Raw genomic sequence first — 15,455 nt, 5'->3', positions numbered from 1 at the left:
GGTCCGGCAGGAGAATTTTTCTCTCAAGTTGGTTGCCTTTGCCGAGCAGGGCAGATAAACATTCCGCATAAACACAAAAAACCGGTGATTTTGTCTCATGCGCAAACTCGATCGTACCGATATCGGCATTCTCAACAGCCTGCAGGAAAATGCCCGCATCACCAACGCCGAACTGGCCCGCTCGGTGAACCTGTCTCCCACGCCCTGCTTCAACCGGGTTCGGGCCATGGAGGAGTTGGGGGTGATCCGCCAGCAGGTGACCTTGCTGTCACCCGAGGCGTTGGGGCTGGATGTGAACGTGTTCATCCATGTGAGCCTGGAAAAACAGGTCGAGCAGTCGTTGCATCGATTCGAGGAAGAGATTGCCGAACGGCCCGAGGTGATGGAGTGCTACCTGATGACCGGCGATCCGGACTACCTGTTGCGGGTACTGCTGCCCAGCATCCAGGCGCTGGAACGGTTCCTGGATTACCTGACGCGGTTGCCAGGGGTGGCCAACATCCGTTCCAGTTTTGCCTTGAAGCAGGTGCGCTACAAGACGGCCTTGCCGCTGCCGGCCAATGGCATGACCTTGCGGGAGTAGCCGTCCGAGTACTGCACTTGCTGGTCAGGTCAGCTGAATATCGCGCAGGAAGAATTCGAGCACGTCACCGGTACGCTCGCCGGCGTTGAGGTAGTACTGGCGGCCCAGGTCAAGTACCGGGACATTGTCCGAGAGCGACTCCGCAACACGGTAGCCGTTCATGTCCCGCAGGTAGAAGGGAACCAAGCCGGCGCTCTCCACTGTGCCGTCCCATGGCTGGAGCGTTTCGATTTTCCAGTAGGGCCGGGTACGTAGCAGGTTGTACGGATGTGGGGCGTTGAGCACATCCCGGACCCGCCCGGCCACATGCGTACCATACAGGCCTAGCCAGCCATTGGAACTGCTTTCAAGCCTGGCGCCAATATAGGCCCAGTGTTCTGCGCAGGTAATGTAGTAGTGCGTGCGGTCTTCACGGTGCTCGATGAATTCGAAATGGAATGCAAGTCGTTGGAATTCATCCGCACTGCGTGGCACGCTCCTGCGCGCGGCAGTCGTGCACAGCCAGCCGTCTTCATCCAGGCCAAGCACTGGGTGTACGTTGTTGTCTGCAACAACGATCTGGCCACGGTGGACGTTATGAAGTGTAGCGGTGAAATTGGCCCTTATCATGTAAGTCTCCGATGATTGTTGAGGCGGTAGCCCAGGCTAAGGCACTGCCTGTCGACTTGGGACATGGATGCGTTTCAGCCAACGGAAGAGGGTGCCTGTCAGCCTGCTGTACAGGCCTGATCGCGACATGACCTGCACCGGACGCGCCCCGGCAACAGCATTTTAATCGCCACCGCACTCATTCCCTGGCATTTGCCCTTATGCTTGTCTGCAACCCATCGCCACCTGACCCGGGAGCCGCAAGGGACTTATGCGAAATATCTGGAAGCCGTTTCAGTCGTTGTATTTCGCCGCGCTGATGATGTTGATCGGCTCGGGCCTGCTCAGTACCTACCTGGCCCTGCGCCTGGCAGCCGATCATGTCGACAGCCTGTGGGTGGGTGCCTTGATGGCGGCCAACTACTTTGGCCTGGCGGTCGGCGGCAAGGTCGGCCACCGGTTGATTGGTCGGGTAGGGCACATTCGCGCCTACGCCACTTGCGCTGGCATCGTCGGTGCGGCGGTGCTCGGCCATGGTTTGACCAGCTGGTTGCCGGCCTGGGTCGGGCTGCGGATGATCGTCGGCCTGGGGATGATGTGCCAGTACATGGTCATCGAAAGCTGGCTGAACGAGCAGGCCGATGTGAAGCACCGCGGCGCGGTGTTCAGCGGCTACATGATCGCCTCTTACCTGGGCCTGGTGCTCGGCCAGCTGATCCTGGTGGTGCACCCACAGCTTGGCCTGGAGCTGCTGATGCTGGTGGCCATGTGTTTCACCCTGTGCCTGGTGCCGGTGGCCATGACCCGGCGCATTCACCCCGCACCGTTGCGCCCGGCACCGATGGAGCCGAAGTTCTTCATCAAGCGGGTGCCGCAGTCGCTCAGCACGGTGCTGGGTTCGGGGCTTATCGTCGGCTCGTTCTATGGTCTGGCGCCTTTGTATGCCTCCAGTCAGGGCATGACTACCGAGCAGGTCGGTCTGTTCATGGGTAGCTGCATTTTTGCCGGCCTGCTGGTGCAGTGGCCGCTGGGCTGGTTGTCTGACCGCTACGATCGGGCGGTGCTGATCCGCAGCGTGGCCGTGGGGCTTGCGCTGGCCTCGGCGCCACTGGCGATGCTGCCCAGCGTTCCGCTGGAGTTGCTGTTCGGCATAGGCTTCGTGATTTCGTTGCTGCAGTTCTGCCTGTACCCGCTGGCGGTGGCGTTTTCCAACGACCATGTGGAAAGCGAGCGGCGGGTGTCGCTGACCGCGATGCTGCTGGTGACCTACGGTGTGGGCGCGTGTATCGGGCCGCTGGCGGCAGGCGTGCTGATGAAGGTGCTGGGCCCGCAGATGCTGTATGCCTTCTTCGTGTTCTTTGCCCTGGTGCTGGTGTGGCGCATTCGGCCGAAGGCGGTCACCGGGCTGCACCAGGTGCAGGATGCGCCTTTGGGCCACGTTGCGATGCCGGCTGCCGGTTCGCCACTGTCGGCGGCGCTGGACCCACGGGTGGATGAGCAGACGGTACAGGAGGTGATGCAGGCACCGGTGGCGGCGGAGGATACCGAAGACGAGCCCCGCCAGAATGAGGAGCAGGGCAAGCCCCAGGCCGAGATCAACTCTGCGGTCTGACGGCCTGTTGGCCTGCCCCTCGAAGGGTGCCGGTCATGTCCGGTGCCCCTGGCGAGTCAGGCTGGCTTTATGTTCTTCAGGTTGAAGACCAGTATCTCGCCCTCTTTGGTACTGGCATTGAGGAACCAGTAATGGCGCTTGACCTTGTCCCGGGTATAGGTGGACCTGGCCAGCGCCACCCGGTAACCGTTCAGGTCACGCAGGTAGAAGGGCACTTCTTCGGCTGTTTCCAGGCGGCCGTCCCAGGGGCTGAGCGTTTCGATCTTCCATTGCCCTTTGCCCTCTATGGCCTCATAGAAAGCCTCTGCGAGATTGGCGTTGCCGATGATCCGGCCAACGATATGCGTCGCATAAAAGCCTACCCAGCCATTGCGGTTGCGCTCCAGGCTCGAACCAAAATATTCCCAGGTCTCGGCGCCGTTGATCGCATAGTGCGTTCGCTCGCCCTGGTGCTTCAGGAAACGGAACGCGAAAGTGATGGGCTTGAAGCTCGGGCTGTCCCCGCGCTGGTGCTCTGTGCATAGCCAGCCATCCTGATCGAGGGAGAATAGGGGGTGAACGTACAGCGGGGTGTCGACCACTCCCACCTGGCCATGCTGGCAGTGGAGTTCGGCGGTGAAATTGGCTTGGATCATTGTGGGCTCCTCGGCGGTCGCTTGGGTACAAGTACACTAAGCAGCCGCGGAGCCATAGGTAACCTGGAAGCGCACCACGCCCAGGTGCTGTGCGCTACACCCGCACAGTGGGCCTGCACTCAATAATCGTCTTTGTCGAAGCGCCGTGCCTCACGCTGCAGCTGGTAGACAAAGCTCTCGACCTTGCGCTGCGCCTGCCCGGTAAGGTTATGGAAGCGCACGCCGGCAAAGGTGGTGTTGATCCGCTCTTCATAGTGCAGGTGGCGCAGCTCGACCATGGTATCGACCAGGCCCAGCGGGTTGGCCGCCTTGAACCGCTCGTACACCTGGCCCAGTTGCAGGCGATCCTCGACATTGCCCTCGAACCGCAGTTTGCAGCCGGTGGCTGAGATGTCCAGCAGCTTGCCACGCAGGGCGCCGTTGCCCTTGAGGTGGGTGCCATCGAGGATGATATCGACCAGCTGCGACAGCTTCAGCGCGGCGCGGAAGGCATTGCGGCGCTGGTGGTAGGTCATTTCCAGGGGCATGGCGCCGCGGTAGCAGCGGTGACCGTCGACTTCGCTGATCTTCAACTCGTGGTTGCAGTCCCAGGCGATGCGCACACCATCGTGGAAGCCTTCGACGCGGAAGTGTTCGCCGTTCTCGATGAACTTCTCACCGTCGCGCGGGATCATTTCGTCCAGCGCCAGGGTATTGCTTTCACGGTCCACGTGCACCACGTAGCTCTGGAAGCGCTGGCTGCGGTCGTGGAAGGTGATGATCAGGGGGTCGTGGCTTTCCTGCAGCTGCCGCAAGTTGGCCGCAATCTCCAAAGGGGTGTTCAGCACCTTTGGCGGCTGCGGGGCATCGGATTCATTGAACACGGCTTATCGTTCTCCAGGCAAAAGCGACACACGCAATTAACGGCATTTTGCCAGTATGTTCCGTGCCTTGATAGAAAAATCACACTTGGCTGAGCGCCCGTGGCTTGGCCAGCGGCGAGGTGCTGCCGCGGCTGTCGTAGAGCGACGGAGAATCGCCGCCCATGAGGATCCGGATCTGGTTGTTGGTGACGTGCTGCTGCACCTGGATGATCCGGCCATTGGTCTCGTTGAGCTGCTGGCAGGCTTGCATCAGCTGGCTGATCACATCGAGTTGCTGCAGCAGCAGTTCACCGTTCGGCGATTGTGCCGCCACGGCCTCCACTCCGGCGCGATCAGGGCTCAGGCCAAGGCTGGCAAGCAGGTTGTTGCGCCGCAGGCCTTGCTGCTCCAGCAGCACAATCAAAGACTGCTTGCGGGCCAGGATATTCTCCAGTGGCGCCATGTCGCGGCCATGCAGGGCGACCGCTTCCTTTTGCAGAAGGTCCAGCAGTTCCTGCATAGGGGCAATGTCATCTTCGATCAGTTGCAGCAAGGTGGTGTCGTGCATGGCTAACTCTTGGCTTTTCTAGCGTCCGTGAAGTCAGCGCGCCGAACGGTCAGCGCTGGGCTTCGAAATCGAGCAGTTTGCTGGCGACCCGGCCGGCATCGACCTGGTAGCTGCCGTCGGCGATCGCCTGTTTCAACTGGGCCACACGGGCACTGTTGACCACCGGCTCGTCGCGCAGCTTGTCGCTGATCTTCTGCAACTGCTGGGCCTCTTGGCTGAGGTGTACCGCTTCTCCGCTGGCGCTGGTGGCGGTTGCCGCTTCCTGGCTGGCTGCCGGTTTTTCGGCGCTGCCGGACGCGGTGTTGCCGCGCACGCCGCCCGTGACGGACGGAGAGTTATTCAAACGACTGAAGTCGATGACCATGATCAGAAACCTCTGGGTATTTGGACGCTTGCCTTGTTTTCGGCCAACCCGAAAGAAACTTTAGGCACAAATGCATAGCCGCCTGTCAGCAAGCTCGCGAACCCGTTTTCTGACACAGTTTAGGAAAAGCGGTTCCTCACCGCCAGCGCAAATCAGTGGGCTGGCTACATACTTACCTCGACCTGCCCAGGGCCGGTCACCCTGGCCTTGATCACCCGTTTGGAATTGAGGTTGCGCACCCGGATCTGTTCGCTCAGGCCACCCTTGCTCAGGGCTTCTCCGGGCATGCGCACACTCAGGCTGCCACTGCGGGCGATGATCACCACGTGGTCACCCTTGCGCACCACCTCGGCCTGTTCCAGGTGTTGCGGGGTGAGTACCTGGTCGATCACCGTGGGGCGCAGCATCTTCATGCCCACCGCCTGTTCCAGTTCGGTCAGGAAGCCTTGGCCCAGGGTGCCGACATCCCGCTCGCGCAGGGCCACATCGCCTTCGCCCACCACGTTGTCGCGCTTGAGCGGCCGGGTCACCACCACCACGTCGCGGAACAGCCGCACGGTGGCCGGCACGAACACGGTCCAGGGCGCTGAGCCTTCGCAGCGTACCTTCACCGTGACGCGGCCCAATGGCTGAGCCGGGCTTTCCAGCGAGGCGTCCAGCTGCTGGCTGCACAGCGGCATACGCAGGCGCGGGTCCAGCGGATTGACCTGGATCTCGTAACGGCCGGCGGTCTGGGTGGTGGCCAGATAATCTTCGACGCTGAATTCAAGAAACCCTTGAGTGACACCGATAAGCTGTTCAGGCAAGGTAAACGCGTCCGCTACCGTGCGAACGCCGGGCACCAGAAGGCACAGCATGGCCAGCGAGCCAGTCAGCAGGCGCGTCAATCGTCGGGAAAATGTCGTTTTCGTGTACATGGCGCTCAAAAAAGCAAAGCCCGTGCCGACTCGCTACCTGAGTTGCAACGAAAGGCTGAAACATAAAGGAGTCTGGCATGGCAGGTGTTATGGATTCGGTCAACCAGCGCACGCAGCTGGTGGGGCAGAATCGCCTGGAATTGCTGCTGTTCCGCCTCAATGGCGAGCAGCTTTACGGCATCAACGTATTCAAGGTCAGGGAAGTGCTGCAATGCCCTGCGCTGACCCTGCTGCCCAAGGCGCACCCGGTGGTGCGTGGTGTTGCCAATATTCGCGGGGCGACCATCCCGATCCTCGACCTGTCGATGGCCACCGGGTTGCGGCCGCTGCAGGAAGACACGCGCAACAGTTTCGTGATCATCACCGAGTACAACACCAAGACCCAAGGCTTCCTGGTGCATTCGGTGGAGCGGATCGTCAACATGAACTGGGAAGAGATCCATCCGCCACCCAAGGGCACCGGCCGCGACCACTACCTGACCGCGGTCACCCGGGTGGACAACCGCATGGTCGAGATCATCGATGTGGAGAAGGTGCTGGCCGAAGTGGCGCCGTCCTCCGAGTCGGTGTCGGCCGGTGTGATTGATGCCGAGGTGCAGGACAAGGCCGTGCTGCTTCGGGTGCTCACCGTCGACGATTCGTCGGTGGCGCGCAAGCAGGTCAGCCGCTGCCTGCAGACCGTGGGGGTCGAGGTGGTGGCGCTCAATGACGGTCGTCAGGCCCTGAACTACCTGCGCCAGCTGGTGGATGAGGGCAAGAAGCCGGAAGAAGAGTTCCTGATGATGATCTCGGACATTGAAATGCCGGAAATGGACGGCTATACGCTAACGGCGGAGATCCGCAGCGATCCGCGCATGCAAAAATTGCACATCTGCCTGCATACTTCGCTTTCCGGGGTGTTCAACCAGGCGATGGTCAAGAAGGTCGGTGCCGATGACTTCCTGGCCAAGTTCAAGCCGGACGACCTGGCCCAGCGGGTGGTCGACCGGATCAAGGCAACGCATTGAAGCAGCCGGGGGCAGGCCCCCGGCACCAGTGATTTAAAAGAGGCGGCAGTAGTGTCTACGGGTAATTTGGATTTCGAACAGTTCCGGGTCTTCCTGGAGAAAGCCTGTGGCATCCTGCTGGGCGAGAATAAGCAGTACCTGGTCTCCAGCCGTCTCAACAAGCTGATGGAGCAACAGGGCATCAAGAGCCTGGGCGAGCTGGTGCAGCGCATCCAGGCCCAGCCGCGCGGCGGCTTGCGCGAGCAGGTGGTCGATGCCATGACCACCAACGAGACCCTGTGGTTTCGCGATACCTATCCGTTCGAGGTGCTGAAGAACAAGGTCATCCCCGAGTTCATCCGCAACAACCCCGGCCAGCGCCTGCGCATGTGGTCGGCGGCCTGTTCGTCGGGGCAGGAACCGTATTCCATCTCGATGGCCATCGACGAGTTCGAGCGTAGCAACCTCGGCCAGTTGAAGATGGGCGCGCAGATCGTTGCCACCGACCTGTCCGGCACCATGCTGACCAACTGCAAGACCGGCGAGTACGACAGCCTGGCGATTGCCCGAGGCTTGTCCCAGGAGCGCCTGCAGCGCTACTTCGACACCAAGGGGCCGGGGCGCTGGGCGGTCAAGTCGGCGATTCGCAGCCGCGTCGAGTTCCGCTCGTTCAACCTGCTCGACAGCTATGCCAGCCTGGGCAAGTTCGATGTGGTGTTCTGCCGTAACGTGCTGATCTATTTCTCGGCGCAGGTGAAGAAGGACATCCTGTTGCGTATCCACAGTACCTTGAAACCGGGTGGGTATCTGTTCCTCGGGGCTTCCGAGGCGCTGAACGGGTTGCCGGACCATTATCAGATGGTGCAGTGCAGTCCGGGGATCATCTACCAGGCGAAGTAGGGGCGGGGTCAAGGTTTGTTGCGTCTGTGAGATCGAGCGCCGCCCGCGCGGCGCTTCGCGGGACAAGCCCGCTCCCACATTTGTTGCAGCGTGCCAAACCTGTCAGGCCATGGTTGTCAGCCTTGTTGCCTTGACGCGGTTTCCGGGCTGGCGCTACAGCCGTCTCGCCAGTCTCAAACACTTCACCAAGGCGGGCAACGCCGATCTCACAGGCATGGCCACGTTGCAACAAATGTGGGAGCGGGCTTGTCCCGCGAAGCGCCGCGCGGGCGGCGCTCGATCTCATAGGCGCAACACCTCTATCGCAAAACACTGACGTCAATTTTTTGTTTTGCCGCTTTTGCCGCCCGGCAATTGCCGCTTTCGCGCCCGAAGGCGGAAGGCCTTTGCCGCTTTTCTGGCATCACTCTGACAGCACCTTGCCCTGCAAGCCCGTATTTCCGGGCTTTCTATTGGTTGGCACAGCCCTTGCTATACCTTGCCCAACGATATTCCGGTCAACCTCCGAAGGTTTCCCCGACATGAGCATCAGCTTCGACAAGGCGCTTGGTATTCACGAAAAGGCCCTGGGCTTCCGCGCCCAGCGCGCCGAAGTGCTGGCCAACAACATCGCCAACGCCGACACGCCCAACTACAAGGCGCGCGACATGGATTTCGCATCGGTGCTCGCTGCCGAGAGCGACAAGCAGCAGAGCGGCGGCCGTTTCAGCCTCGATCGTACCAACAGCCGCCATATCGAGGCCGAGGGCCTGGCCATGGCCGACGATACCCTCAAGTACCGTACGCCAACGCAGCCGTCGATCGACCAGAACACCGTGGACGCGCAGATCGAGCAATCGAACTACACCGAAAACGCCGTCGGCTTCCAGGCCAGCTTCACCTTGCTCAACAGTAAATTCAAAGGGCTGGTTTCGGCCCTGCGGGGAGAATGATCATGTCCCTTTCCAGCGTCTTCAACATTGCCGGTAGCGGCATGAGTGCGCAGAACACGCGCCTGAACACCGTTGCTTCCAACATCGCCAACGCCGAGACCGTATCTTCGAGCATCGATCAGACCTACCGCGCCCGCCACCCGGTGTTCGCCACCACCTTCCAGGACGCACAGGCCGGCGGCAGCCAGTCGCTGTTCGAAGACCAGGGCGAAGCAGGGCAGGGCGTGCAGGTAAAAGGCATCGTCGAGGATCAGAGCAATCTGGAGGCCCGTTACGAGCCCAACCACCCGGCGGCGAACAAGGACGGCTACGTCTACTACCCGAACGTCAACGTGGTTGAAGAGATGGCTGACATGATCTCCGCCAGCCGCGCGTTCCAGACCAACGCCGAGCTGATGAATACGGCCAAGGCCATGATGCAGAAGGTCCTGACCCTCGGTCAGTGATAAGGAAACCAGAGCATGGCAATCGATACCAACGGTGTGAACCTCAACGACGTGCTCGCGGCGTCGGGTGTAGGCACCAGCACCAAGAAGACCACGGACACCGCATCCAAGACCGGCAACGACTCGCTCGGCAAGGACGCGTTCCTGCAGTTGCTGGTCACCCAGATGCAGCACCAGAACCCGCTGGACCCACAGGACAACGGTGAGTTCGTTGCCCAGTTGGCGCAGTTCAGCAGCCTGGAAGGCATTACCTCGCTGAACGAATCGGTCAACTCCATCACCAGCGCCATGGCCTCGTCCCAGGCCCTGCAGGCGTCGTCGCTGGTCGGGCGTTCGGTGGTAGTGCAGAACGACAAGGCCGTGGTCGACACCGCAGAAAGCTTCAATGCGCAGTTCGTCGTGCCGCAAGCCATCGGCGAAGCGAAGATCACCATCAAGGACAAGGACGGCAATACCGTCAAGACCATCGAGCTGGGCGAGCAGAAAGCCGGTTACGCCGATTTCATCTGGGACGGTACCAACAGCAGTGGTGAGAAAGTCGATCCTGGTACTTACACCTTCACTGCCACCACCACGGTGGATGGCAAGTCGGTGCAGATGAACACGCTGTTGCCAGCCAAGGTGACCAGCGTCAGTTTCAGTGCCGCCGGCGAAATGGTGCTCAACCTCGCCGGTGTTGGCAAAGTGTCCCTCTCCGACGTGCAAACCATCGGTATCTAAGGCCCGCTAGAGCGGCAAAAGGAGCGAATTCATGTCTTTCAATATCGGCCTTAGCGGTCTGTACGCAGCAAACAAGCAACTGGATGTCACCGGCAACAACATCGCCAACGTCAACACCAATGGCTTCAAGTCGTCGCGTGCCGAGTTCGCCGATGTCTATGCAGGTTCCAACCGCCTGGGTGTTGGCAAGAACCAGGTGGGTAACGGCGTGCGCCTGGCAGCGGTTTCCCAGCAGTTCACCCAGGGTGACGTCAACACCACCGGCAACGTGCTGGATATGGGGATCCAGGGGCAGGGCTTCTTCGTGCTGTCCGATAACGGCTCGCGCGTGTACACCCGTGCGGGTGCTTTCCAGGCCAGCAAGGACAACTTCGTGGTTACCTCGGACGGCCTGCGCCTGCAGGGCTATGCCGCCGACTCGACTGGCAAGATCCAGAAGGGCGTGCTGACCGATTTGCAGATCGATACGTCGGCGCTGCAGCCAAAGGCAACATCGCTGATCGACCAGGGCATCAACCTGAATTCTTCGGCCGCCGACATCCCGTTGGAAGTGGACGATGGCACTGGCGTGATGGTGCCGAACCTGCCGTTCGATCCTTCCGATCAGACGACTTACACCAAGTCTTTCCCGACCAAGGTGTACGACAGCCAGGGTAACGAGCACACCATGGAGCAGTTCTATCGCAAGACTGGCACCAATGAGTGGACCATGTACACCCTGGTCGATGGGCGCAACCCGTTTTCCCCATCCTCCACCGTGCCGCTGACTGGCACCATCAGCTTCAATAGCGATGGCTCGGTCAAGAGCATGACTGCGGACAATACCGGGCACCCGGCGGGCTCGTCGTTCACCGTGACCAACAATACCTTCACCATGACTGGCTGGGTGCCGGCGGTGGAGGATTCTGCGGGTAACTGGATCTCCAATGGCGCGGTAGGCAATGCCGATGGCATGCGCCTGGCGATGAACAGCACCACTTCCTACAACACCGAGACCGCGCGCATGTCGCAGTCTCAGGACGGCTACGCGACCGGTATCCTGTCGAGCCTGAGCATCGACTCGACGGGTGTGCTGTTCGCCAGCTTCAGCAACCAGCAATCCCGCGCCATTGGCCAGGTGGCCCTGGCCAGCTTCGCCAACGAGCAGGGCCTGCAGCAGATTGGTGGTACCCGCTGGACCGAAACCTACACCTCCGGCATCCCAGGCATCGATGCACCGAAGACAGGTACCCTGGGCAGCGTCGAGTCCAACGCGCTGGAAGGCTCGAACGTGAACCTGACTCAGGAATTGGTCGAGCTGATCAAGGCGCAGAGCAACTACCAGGCGAACGCCAAGACTATCTCCACTGAAAGCACCATCATGCAGACCGTCATCCAGATGGCCTGATGGTTGCTGGCTGAGTGTATGTGGGCGAACCCCTTTGTCATGAAGGGGTTCGTCGTCTTTGCCGGAGGGGTCATGAAAAGGCTGGTTGTCACATTGGTTGCTGCTTTCTGCCTGTACCAGGCCCAGGCCGGTACCGCGCCCTGGTGGCGCTGGGAAAGCCAGGTGGACGGGCGCCTGGTCTGCTCGCAATGGCCGCCGGGGGATGGCTGGAAGAAGTTCGCCGGCCCCTACAGCAACGGCGCTTGCCGCGAGCCTTGAATAAACCTGTACTGGCCTCTTCGCGGGTAAACCCGCTCCACAGGTGTCGCGCTGTGCCTGTGGGAGCGGGTTCACCCGCGAAGAGGCCGGTACAGGTTTGCCGTCATCGGCAACCAAGCGCCGGATAACCGGCGTCCAACACGTCGACTGCCCCCTCGAAAGCCCGTATCCACGGGCTTTTTCATGATTTCGCAAAGTTGGTTCGGAACTTGCTTTCTAGCTCGCATAGCAACGGCGAGCGGCAAACGACCGCCAGTGCAATGGAGGATGACTGTGGACAAGATGCTTTACGTGGCCATGACCGGCGCGAGCCAGAATGCGCTGGCCCAGAAGGCGCACGCCAACAACCTGGCGAACATTTCCACCAACGGTTTCCAGCGAGACCTGGAGCAGGCCCGCTCGATGCCGGTGTTCGGCGACAGCTTTCCGTCGCGCGCCTTTGCCATGACCGAGCGCCCGGCCACCGACTTCAGCGAAGGTCCGATGGTGGAAACCGGCCGCGATCTGGATGTGACGGTGACCGGCAAGGGCTTCATCGCCGTGCAGGCGCCCGATGGTAGTGAAGCCTACGTACGCACCGGCAGCCTGAACATCGATGCCCTTGGTGTGCTGCGTGCCGGCAACGGCATGCCGGTAATCGGCAACGGCGGCCCGATTGCGATTCCGCCAGAGCAGAAGGTCGAAGTCGGCGCCGATGGCACCATCAGCATCCGCTCCATGGGGGAAGACCCGCGCGTGATGGCCGAAGTCGACCGCATCAAGCTGGTCAACCCCGATACCAAAGGCCTGACCAAGGGCCTGGATGGCCTGATCCATACCCGCGACGGCCAGCCGGCAGACGCCGACGTCAACGTGCGGGTGGTGTCGGGCTTCCTGGAAGGCAGCAATGTCAACGCCGTGGAAGAAATGACCTCGGTGCTGGCGCTGTCCCGTCAATTCGAACTGCACGTGAAGATGATGAACGCGGCCAAGGAAGGCGACGAAGCCATGGCGCGTGTTTTGCAAATCGGCTAATCACTTTTGAACGAGTGCCGTAAAACAGGCGCACGAGGAGAACTTACATGCTTCCGGCTCTTTGGGTCGCTAAAACCGGCCTGTCCGCCCAGGACACCAACCTGACGGTCATCTCCAACAACCTGGCCAACGTCTCGACCACCGGCTTCAAGCGTGATCGCGCCGAGTTCCAGGACTTGCTGTACCAGATCAAACGCCAGCCGGGCGCGCAGTCCACCCAGGACAGCGAGCTGCCTTCCGGCCTGCAGGTCGGTACTGGTGTGCGCATCGTCGGCACCCAGAAGAACTTCCAGACCGGCAGCCTGCAAACCACGGAAAACCCGCTGGACATGGCGGTCAACGGCCGTGGTTTCTTCCAGGTATTGCAGCCGGACGGCACCGTTTCGTATACCCGTGACGGTACCTTCCACCTGAACTCCGACGGCCAGATCGTCACCGCCAACGGTTTCGCCCTGGAACCTGCCATCGTCGTGCCGAACGACGCGCAGACCTTCACCGTCGGCCAGGACGGCACCGTGTCGATCACCACCGCCGGCAACCCGGCTGCGCAGGTGATCGGCAACATCCAGACCGCCGACTTCATCAACCCGGCCGGCCTGCAGGCGATTGGCGACAACCTGTTCCTCGAAACCGCCGCCAGTGGCGCGCCGCAAGTCGGCACCCCGGGCCTGAACGGTTTCGGCACCACCCTGCAGCAGACCCTGGAAAACTCCAACGTCAGCACCGTGGAAGAGCTGGTGAACATGATCACTACCCAGCGTGCCTACGAGATGAACTCCAAGGTCATTTCCACGGCTGACCAGATGCTGTCGTTCGTTACTCAACAGCTCTGAAGCAGGCAGCTCTAACCCCGTCACTCCGTTGCACCCGTGAGGTAAGCGTCATGAATCGTCTGTTGTCCGTTTTCGCCCTGGGGGGGGCGGTGTTGCTGGCAGGTTGCGTCGCGCCGACGCCCAAGCCCAACGACCCGTACTACGCGCCGGTACTGCCGCGCACCCCGTTGCCGGCAGCGGCCAACAACGGTTCGATCTACCAGGCCGGCTTCGAGCAGAACCTGTACAGCGACCGCAAGGCGTTCCGGGTGGGTGACATCATCACCATCACCCTCAACGAGCGCACATCGGCCAGCAAGAACGCCGGCTCGCAGATCCAGAAAAACAGCAACGCCAACATCGGCCTGACATCGTTGTTCGGCACTACGCCGAACACCAACAACCCGTTCGGCAGTGGTGACCTGTCGCTGGAGGCCGGCTACAGCGGCGAGCGCGCCACCAAGGGCGACAGCAAGGCCACTCAGGGCAACACCCTGACCGGTTCCATCACCGTGACCGTGGCCGAAGTGCTGCCCAACGGCATCATCGCCGTGCGCGGCGAGAAATGGCTGACCCTGAACACCGGCGAAGAGCTGGTGCGCATCGCCGGCATGATCCGCGCCGACGACATCGCCACCGACAACACCGTGCCGTCCACTCGCGTGGCCGACGCGCGCATCACCTATTCCGGTACCGGCTCGTTCGCCGATGCCAGCCAGCCCGGGTGGCTGGACCGCTTCTTCATCAGCCCGCTTTGGCCTTTCTGAGTACGGATGACCATGTTCAACGTGAGGCAGCTGATTGCCGCAACCCTGCTCCTGTCCTGTGCCTTCGGCGCCCAGGCCGAGCGCCTGAAGGACATCGCCAGCATTTCTGGCGTGCGCTCCAACCAGCTGATCGGTTACGGCCTGGTGGTGGGGCTCAATGGCACGGGTGACCAGACCACCCAGACGCCGTTCACCCTGCAGACCTTCAACAACATGCTGTCGCAGTTCGGCATCAAGGTGCCGGCCGGCTCCGGCAACGTGCAGTTGAAAAACGTTGCGGCAGTGTCGGTGCATGCCGACCTGCCGGCGTTCGCCAAGCCAGGCCAGGTGGTGGACATTACCGTGTCCTCGATCGGTAACTCCAAGAGCCTGCGCGGCGGCAGCCTGCTGATGACCCCGCTCAAGGGTATCGACGGCAACGTCTATGCCGTGGCCCAGGGTAACCTGGTGGTGGGCGGCTTCGATGCCGAGGGCCGTGACGGTTCGAAGATCACCGTCAACGTTCCGTCGGCCGGTCGTATCCCTGGCGGTGCTACCGTCGAGCGTGCAGTGCCGAGCGGCTTCAACCAGGGCAACAGCCTGACCCTGAACCTCAACCGCCCCGACTTCACCACTGCCAAGCGCATCGTCGACAAGGTCAACGACCTGCTCGGCCCGGGCGTGGCCCAGGCCGTGGACGGCGGTTCGGTACGGGTCACTGCGCCGATGGACCCGAGCCAGCGCGTGGACTACCTGTCGATCCTCGAGAACCTCGAGATCGACCCGGGCCAGGCGGTCGCCAAGGTCATCATCAACTCGCGCACCGGCACCATCGTCATTGGCCAGAACGTCAAGGTGTCGCCGGCCGCGGTGACCCACGGCAGCCTGACCGTGACCATTACCGAAGACCCGATCGTCAGCCAGCCGGGGCCGTTCTCCAATGGGCAGACCGCCGTGGTGCCGCGCTCGCGGGTCAACGCCGAGCAGGAAGCCAAGCCGATGTTCAAGTTCGGCCCGGGCACCACGCTGGATGAAATCGTCCGTGCGGTGAACCAGGTGGGCGCAGCGCCCAGCGACCTGATGGCCATCCTCGAAGCCCTGAAACAGGCCGGCGCCCTGCAGGCCGACCTGATCGTGATCTGAGG

19 protein-coding genes are annotated in these 15,455 nt (G+C 61.5%); 13 read left to right on the top strand and 6 right to left on the bottom strand.

The window, feature by feature from the left end; all coding sequences use genetic code 11:
* Positions 1-97 precede the first annotated feature (97 nt).
* A complete protein-coding gene (bkdR, locus tag GEV38_RS19695) occupies positions 98-583 on the top strand; it encodes a Bkd operon transcriptional regulator BkdR (RefSeq protein WP_012273540.1) in 486 nt (161 codons plus the stop codon).
* 24 nt (positions 584-607) lie between these two features.
* On the opposite strand, the gene GEV38_RS19690 is transcribed toward bkdR, so the two are convergent.
* On the bottom strand, positions 608-1,192 hold the full coding sequence (locus GEV38_RS19690) for a hypothetical protein (RefSeq protein ID WP_102059496.1): 585 nt from the start codon (positions 1,190-1,192) through the stop codon (positions 608-610).
* A 250-nt stretch (positions 1,193-1,442) separates the two neighbouring features.
* Between GEV38_RS19690 and GEV38_RS19685 the strand changes: the two genes are divergently transcribed.
* Positions 1,443-2,783, top strand: coding sequence for an MFS transporter (locus tag GEV38_RS19685; RefSeq protein ID WP_015271251.1), 1,341 nt, complete (start codon positions 1,443-1,445; stop codon positions 2,781-2,783).
* Positions 2,784-2,839: 56 nt separating this feature from the next.
* Here the strand turns inward: GEV38_RS19685 and GEV38_RS19680 are convergent, their stop codons facing one another.
* The 5 genes from GEV38_RS19680 to flgA form a co-directional block, all read right to left on the bottom strand.
* Positions 2,840-3,418, bottom strand: a complete 579-nt coding sequence (locus tag GEV38_RS19680) for a hypothetical protein (RefSeq protein ID WP_015271250.1) — start codon at positions 3,416-3,418, stop codon at positions 2,840-2,842.
* Between the two features lie 119 nt (positions 3,419-3,537).
* Positions 3,538-4,281, bottom strand: a complete 744-nt coding sequence (locus GEV38_RS19675) for a flagellar brake protein (protein WP_015271249.1) — start codon at positions 4,279-4,281, stop codon at positions 3,538-3,540.
* 79 nt (positions 4,282-4,360) lie between these two features.
* The gene (locus GEV38_RS19670; RefSeq protein WP_015271248.1) at positions 4,361-4,828 is read right to left on the bottom strand and encodes a flagella synthesis protein FlgN; all 468 of its coding nucleotides are present in this window, start codon (positions 4,826-4,828) and stop codon (positions 4,361-4,363) included.
* Between the two features lie 49 nt (positions 4,829-4,877).
* Positions 4,878-5,192 carry a flagellar biosynthesis anti-sigma factor FlgM gene (flgM, locus tag GEV38_RS19665; RefSeq protein WP_015271247.1) on the bottom strand — a complete coding sequence of 105 codons (315 nt, stop codon included), beginning with the start codon at positions 5,190-5,192 and terminating at the stop codon, positions 4,878-4,880.
* Between the two features lie 164 nt (positions 5,193-5,356).
* Complete coding sequence (gene flgA / locus GEV38_RS19660; protein ID WP_054572691.1) at positions 5,357-6,109, bottom strand: flagellar basal body P-ring formation chaperone FlgA; 753 nt, start codon at positions 6,107-6,109, stop codon at positions 5,357-5,359.
* 77 nt (positions 6,110-6,186) lie between these two features.
* On the opposite strand from flgA, the gene GEV38_RS19655 reads away from it, so the two are divergent.
* From GEV38_RS19655 to GEV38_RS19605, 11 genes are all read left to right on the top strand, one after another.
* Complete coding sequence (locus GEV38_RS19655; protein ID WP_039612677.1) at positions 6,187-7,116, top strand: chemotaxis protein CheV; 930 nt, start codon at positions 6,187-6,189, stop codon at positions 7,114-7,116.
* A 51-nt stretch (positions 7,117-7,167) separates the two neighbouring features.
* On the top strand, positions 7,168-7,995 hold the full coding sequence (cheR, locus tag GEV38_RS19650; protein ID WP_054572690.1) for a protein-glutamate O-methyltransferase CheR: 828 nt from the start codon (positions 7,168-7,170) through the stop codon (positions 7,993-7,995).
* A gap of 521 nt (positions 7,996-8,516) precedes the next feature.
* Positions 8,517-8,927, top strand: coding sequence for a flagellar basal body rod protein FlgB (gene flgB, locus GEV38_RS19645; protein WP_015271243.1), 411 nt, complete (start codon positions 8,517-8,519; stop codon positions 8,925-8,927).
* 2 nt (positions 8,928-8,929) lie between these two features.
* A complete protein-coding gene (gene flgC, locus GEV38_RS19640) occupies positions 8,930-9,373 on the top strand; it encodes a flagellar basal body rod protein FlgC (RefSeq protein ID WP_003257260.1) in 444 nt (147 codons plus the stop codon).
* A gap of 15 nt (positions 9,374-9,388) precedes the next feature.
* A complete protein-coding gene (flgD, locus tag GEV38_RS19635; protein ID WP_003257261.1) occupies positions 9,389-10,093 on the top strand; it encodes a flagellar hook assembly protein FlgD in 705 nt (234 codons plus the stop codon).
* A 31-nt stretch (positions 10,094-10,124) separates the two neighbouring features.
* Positions 10,125-11,480 (top strand): flagellar hook protein FlgE, encoded by a 1,356-nt coding sequence (gene flgE / locus GEV38_RS19630; RefSeq protein WP_015271242.1) that lies wholly within the window; start codon positions 10,125-10,127, stop codon positions 11,478-11,480.
* Positions 11,481-11,552: 72 nt separating this feature from the next.
* A complete protein-coding gene (locus GEV38_RS19625) occupies positions 11,553-11,738 on the top strand; it encodes a hypothetical protein (RefSeq protein ID WP_015271241.1) in 186 nt (61 codons plus the stop codon).
* A 273-nt stretch (positions 11,739-12,011) separates the two neighbouring features.
* A complete protein-coding gene (locus GEV38_RS19620; RefSeq protein WP_015271240.1) occupies positions 12,012-12,752 on the top strand; it encodes a flagellar basal body rod protein FlgF in 741 nt (246 codons plus the stop codon).
* Positions 12,753-12,799: 47 nt separating this feature from the next.
* Positions 12,800-13,585 carry a flagellar basal-body rod protein FlgG gene (gene flgG / locus GEV38_RS19615; RefSeq protein ID WP_015271239.1) on the top strand — a complete coding sequence of 262 codons (786 nt, stop codon included), beginning with the start codon at positions 12,800-12,802 and terminating at the stop codon, positions 13,583-13,585.
* A 50-nt stretch (positions 13,586-13,635) separates the two neighbouring features.
* A complete protein-coding gene (gene flgH / locus GEV38_RS19610) occupies positions 13,636-14,331 on the top strand; it encodes a flagellar basal body L-ring protein FlgH (protein ID WP_015271238.1) in 696 nt (231 codons plus the stop codon).
* A gap of 12 nt (positions 14,332-14,343) precedes the next feature.
* Positions 14,344-15,453 (top strand): flagellar basal body P-ring protein FlgI, encoded by a 1,110-nt coding sequence (locus tag GEV38_RS19605; protein ID WP_015271237.1) that lies wholly within the window; start codon positions 14,344-14,346, stop codon positions 15,451-15,453.
* Positions 15,454-15,455: the final 2 nt, after the last annotated feature.

This window comes from Pseudomonas sp. 13159349 (genome assembly GCF_013305685.1).
GTDB lineage: Bacteria > Pseudomonadota > Gammaproteobacteria > Pseudomonadales > Pseudomonadaceae > Aquipseudomonas > Aquipseudomonas asiatica.
The sequence above is the reverse complement of the archived record's forward strand: the minus strand, read 5'-3'. Positions and strand labels throughout refer to the sequence as shown.

Coding starts and splice junctions, on each gene's coding strand:
- flgG (WP_015271239.1), top strand. CDS start 12,800: ATGCTTCCGGCTCTTTGGGTCGCTAAAACCGGCCTGTCCGCCCAGGAC.
- flgM (WP_015271247.1), bottom strand. CDS start 5,192: ATGGTCATCGACTTCAGTCGTTTGAATAACTCTCCGTCCGTCACGGGC.
- flgD (WP_003257261.1), top strand. CDS start 9,389: ATGGCAATCGATACCAACGGTGTGAACCTCAACGACGTGCTCGCGGCG.
- flgE (WP_015271242.1), top strand. CDS start 10,125: ATGTCTTTCAATATCGGCCTTAGCGGTCTGTACGCAGCAAACAAGCAA.
- GEV38_RS19685 (WP_015271251.1), top strand. CDS start 1,443: ATGCGAAATATCTGGAAGCCGTTTCAGTCGTTGTATTTCGCCGCGCTG.
- flgC (WP_003257260.1), top strand. CDS start 8,930: ATGTCCCTTTCCAGCGTCTTCAACATTGCCGGTAGCGGCATGAGTGCG.
- GEV38_RS19625 (WP_015271241.1), top strand. CDS start 11,553: ATGAAAAGGCTGGTTGTCACATTGGTTGCTGCTTTCTGCCTGTACCAG.
- flgH (WP_015271238.1), top strand. CDS start 13,636: ATGAATCGTCTGTTGTCCGTTTTCGCCCTGGGGGGGGCGGTGTTGCTG.
- GEV38_RS19680 (WP_015271250.1), bottom strand. CDS start 3,418: ATGATCCAAGCCAATTTCACCGCCGAACTCCACTGCCAGCATGGCCAG.
- GEV38_RS19605 (WP_015271237.1), top strand. CDS start 14,344: ATGTTCAACGTGAGGCAGCTGATTGCCGCAACCCTGCTCCTGTCCTGT.
- bkdR (WP_012273540.1), top strand. CDS start 98: ATGCGCAAACTCGATCGTACCGATATCGGCATTCTCAACAGCCTGCAG.
- flgA (WP_054572691.1), bottom strand. CDS start 6,109: ATGTACACGAAAACGACATTTTCCCGACGATTGACGCGCCTGCTGACT.
- GEV38_RS19655 (WP_039612677.1), top strand. CDS start 6,187: ATGGCAGGTGTTATGGATTCGGTCAACCAGCGCACGCAGCTGGTGGGG.
- GEV38_RS19690 (WP_102059496.1), bottom strand. CDS start 1,192: ATGATAAGGGCCAATTTCACCGCTACACTTCATAACGTCCACCGTGGC.
- flgB (WP_015271243.1), top strand. CDS start 8,517: ATGAGCATCAGCTTCGACAAGGCGCTTGGTATTCACGAAAAGGCCCTG.
- GEV38_RS19670 (WP_015271248.1), bottom strand. CDS start 4,828: ATGCACGACACCACCTTGCTGCAACTGATCGAAGATGACATTGCCCCT.